This is a genomic window from Boseongicola sp. (genome assembly GCF_057460485.1).
On the sequence record NZ_JBVCWP010000389.1, the window covers coordinates 1 to 3,179 of the forward strand.

The following is a 3,179-nucleotide window of genomic DNA, read 5'->3' on the forward strand; positions in this document are numbered from 1 at the left end:
CAGCTGCTCCTGATACTCCGGAAAACCCTTGAACCCCATTTTCTGGACAAAACGGGCGACCGTCGGAGTCGAGACATTCGCTTTTTCCGCCAGTGCGGTAATCGAACCCAAACCCGATACCGGATAGTTCTCCATCATCTTATCGGCCAATTGCCGTTCGGCACGCGTCAGACTGTCAAACTTGGCCTGCAAACGCTCTGCGATACTCTCTGGTTTCATCTGCTGCAGCCTCCCTTTTGTAAATATACATTCATGTGCCTAAAGGTTGAAGAAGTTTCTTCATAAATTTATTGACAGGTCGAATGCAGCTGAACAGAATGTTACAAAACGATATTCAGGGAATCGCAGTGTCGCCGACAATCGTGCAAAAACCGGAAAGCAGGGACAGCTCCGCCCCCGTTCGTATTTTCAATGAAAACGGGCGGTCGCGGATAGTGCTTGTCTGCGAACACGCAAGCAACTACATCCCAAAAATCTACAAGGGTCTGGGCCTTAGCGAAGCCGAAAAAGAATCGCATGTGGCTTGGGACATAGGCGCCCGCGGCCTGGCTGAAGCTCTGAGCACGTATCTGGACGCGGTGCTGATCACGGGCGAAATTTCACGACTTGTCTACGATTGCAACCGTCCGCCTTCGGCACCGGACGCCATGCCTGCCAAAAGCGAACTGATTTCGGTTCCCGGTAACAAGGATTTAACGAAAGAGGCACGGGAAGACCGCGTCAAGGCCGTCTATGAACCTTTCAGGCAGACGCTGGCAGCCACACTCGAATCCCGCCCTGAAACGTCGGTCCTGATCACTTTGCATAGTTTCACGCCTGTCTACTTCAGCAAGTTCAGGGAAGTGGAAATTGGGGTTATCCACCACGAGGATGACAGTCTGGCAAAGGCCATCGTCCGCGTCGGATCGGCGGCCTCTCGCTTTAAATTCGCATTGAATGAGCCCTATTCCCGAGCGGACGGCGTGGCGCACTCGCTGGAGGAGCATGCCACACCAAACGGGCTGATCAACGCGATGATCGAGGTCCGCAACGACCTGGTCCAAACGCCTGAAACGCAGAAAGAGGTCGCGGAAATGCTTGCCGGCATATTCGAGACGAGCCTGTCAGACCTGCAGAACGATCGGGATGCGGAGGTTCGGCAATGATGGGGTTTGCACGCCGCTATGTCCGCATTGTCGATGCCGTTAACTATCGCATCGGTCGCATCACGATGTACGGCATCTTCCTGATGGTTGGGGTACTGCTGTGGTCGTCTATTTCAAAGACCTTCTTCCTGCCGTCCCTGTGGACGCTGGAGATCGCGCAATTCGCGATGGTGGCGTATTACATTCTGGGTGGCCCCTATTCAATTCAGTTGGGGTCGAACGTGCGGATGGACCTGTTCTATTCTTATTGGAGCGACCGGAGAAAAGCACAAGTTGATGCGATAACCGTTTGTTTTCTGATATTTTACCTTGCTGTAATGCTCTACGGCGCGTGGGATAGCACGGCCTATTCGTTTCAATACAGCGAACGCAGCCCGACAGCCTGGCGGCCCTATCTCTGGCCCATCAAGGTCATCATGTGCGTCGGCATATTCCTTATGCTGCTGCAGTCCATATCCGAACTGATCAAAGACATCGCCAAAATCCGCGGAGTGACATTGTAATGTCGTATGAAATGATCGCCCTGGTGATGTTCTCCAGCATGATGCTCATGCTGTTCACGGGTCAGCGCGTGTTTGGCGCCATCGGTGCGGTTGGCGCCATCGCCGCCATATGCCTTTGGGGAACCGGCGGCTCTGACATACCGTTTTCCTCGGCGATGAAGCTGATGAAGTGGTATCCGCTTCTGACCCTGCCGATGTTTATCTTCATGGGCTATATTCTGTCGGAGTCCAAAATTGCCGACGACCTGTACAAGATGTTCCATGTCTGGATGGGACCAATCCACGGCGGCCTCGCCATCGGCACGATCGGACTGATGGTCCTCGTATCGGCAATGAACGGCCTGTCGGTGGCGGGCATGGCAATTGGTGCCACGATCGCTCTGCCGGAGCTGCTGAAACGCGGTTATGACAAGAAAATGGTCACGGGGGTCATACAAGCGGGATCATCGCTCGGCATCCTTGTTCCGCCTTCCGTCGTTCTGGTGCTGTATGCGATGATCGCCCGCGCGCCGGTCGGACAATTATGGCTGGCGGGAGTGTTTCCCGGGCTGATGATGGCGGCAATGTTCATTCTGTATATCGCCATTCGCTGCAGGATCAATCCGGCGCTGGGACCCGTCCTGCCAGAGGAAGACCGGACCGTTTCACTGTCCGAGAAACTGGCGCTGCTGCGCGCTGGCATCCTGCCTGTAGCTATTTTTGCGGCGATGATGGTGCCCTTCGTTAATGGCTGGACATCATTGGTCGAAAGCTCAGCCATTGGCGCAATGACAGCCTTTGCGGCCGCTGTACTGAAAGGCCGGATGAACCGGGATGTGTTTGAGGTCTCGGTCCGCCAGACGCTGGCAATTTCCTGCATGTTCATGTGGATTATCCTCGCCGCGCTCGGTTTCGGCGCGGTGTTCGACGGGCTGGGTGCGGTCCGGGCGATCGACAGCCTGTTCACCGAGCAACTGGGGCTGAACCCCTGGATGATCCTGATCCTGATGCAACTGTCTTTCCTGGTGATGGGAACGTTTCTGGACGATACCGCGATGCTTGTGATTGTGGCGCCGTTGTATGTTCCGCTGGTCAATGAATTGGGATTTGACTTGGTGTGGTACGGGGTTCTTTACACGATCACGACACAAATCGCCTATATGACGCCGCCCTTCGGCTACAACCTTTTTCTGATGCGCGCGATGGCGCCGCCGGAGATTACGCTGCGCGACATTTACGGCTCAATTCTTCCATTTGTCCTGGTGATGGTTCTGGCTCTGGCCGCGATCATGGCCTTCCCGGATATAGCGCTTTGGCTACCGGATTATGTTTACGGAAAGTAGCAAGAACTCCGAAAGGAGCAATTAACCGGCCCGGTTATGGGTCAAACACAGTAAACCCAACAAGGAGAACGATCATGACTACAAGACGTAAGTTTCTAGCAACAGCCGGTGTCGGCGCAGTCGGCTCAACCCTTGCAGCCCCTGCCATCGCGCAATCGAAAATCCGTTGGCGGATGCAGACTTATGCCGGTGCGGCGCTGGCTGAGCAC

General features: G+C 54.9%; 5 protein-coding genes. 4 read left to right on the forward strand and 1 reads right to left on the reverse strand.

The genetic code is table 11. The features are described from left to right. A partial coding sequence (locus AC221Y_RS22540; RefSeq protein ID WP_486708531.1) for a MurR/RpiR family transcriptional regulator occupies positions 1 to 219 on the reverse strand: 219 nt, incomplete at its 3' end. Between the two features lie 98 nt (positions 220 to 317). Between AC221Y_RS22540 and AC221Y_RS22545 the strand changes: the two genes are divergently transcribed. The 4 genes from AC221Y_RS22545 to AC221Y_RS22560 form a co-directional block, all read left to right on the forward strand. Beyond that, positions 318 to 1,145, forward strand: coding sequence for an N-formylglutamate amidohydrolase (locus AC221Y_RS22545; protein WP_486708532.1), 828 nt, complete (start codon positions 318 to 320; stop codon positions 1,143 to 1,145). After that, on the forward strand, positions 1,142 to 1,648 hold the full coding sequence (locus AC221Y_RS22550; RefSeq protein WP_486708533.1) for a TRAP transporter small permease subunit: 507 nt from the start codon (positions 1,142 to 1,144) through the stop codon (positions 1,646 to 1,648). The genes AC221Y_RS22545 and AC221Y_RS22550 overlap by 4 nt, the downstream gene beginning before the upstream one ends. Beyond that, a complete protein-coding gene (locus tag AC221Y_RS22555) occupies positions 1,648 to 2,970 on the forward strand; it encodes a TRAP transporter large permease (protein WP_486708534.1) in 1,323 nt (440 codons plus the stop codon). The genes AC221Y_RS22550 and AC221Y_RS22555 overlap by 1 nt, the downstream gene beginning before the upstream one ends. 74 nt (positions 2,971 to 3,044) lie before the next feature. Further along, positions 3,045 to 3,179 (forward strand): twin-arginine translocation signal domain-containing protein (locus tag AC221Y_RS22560; RefSeq protein WP_486708535.1); only part of this gene is annotated, 135 nt, incomplete at its 3' end.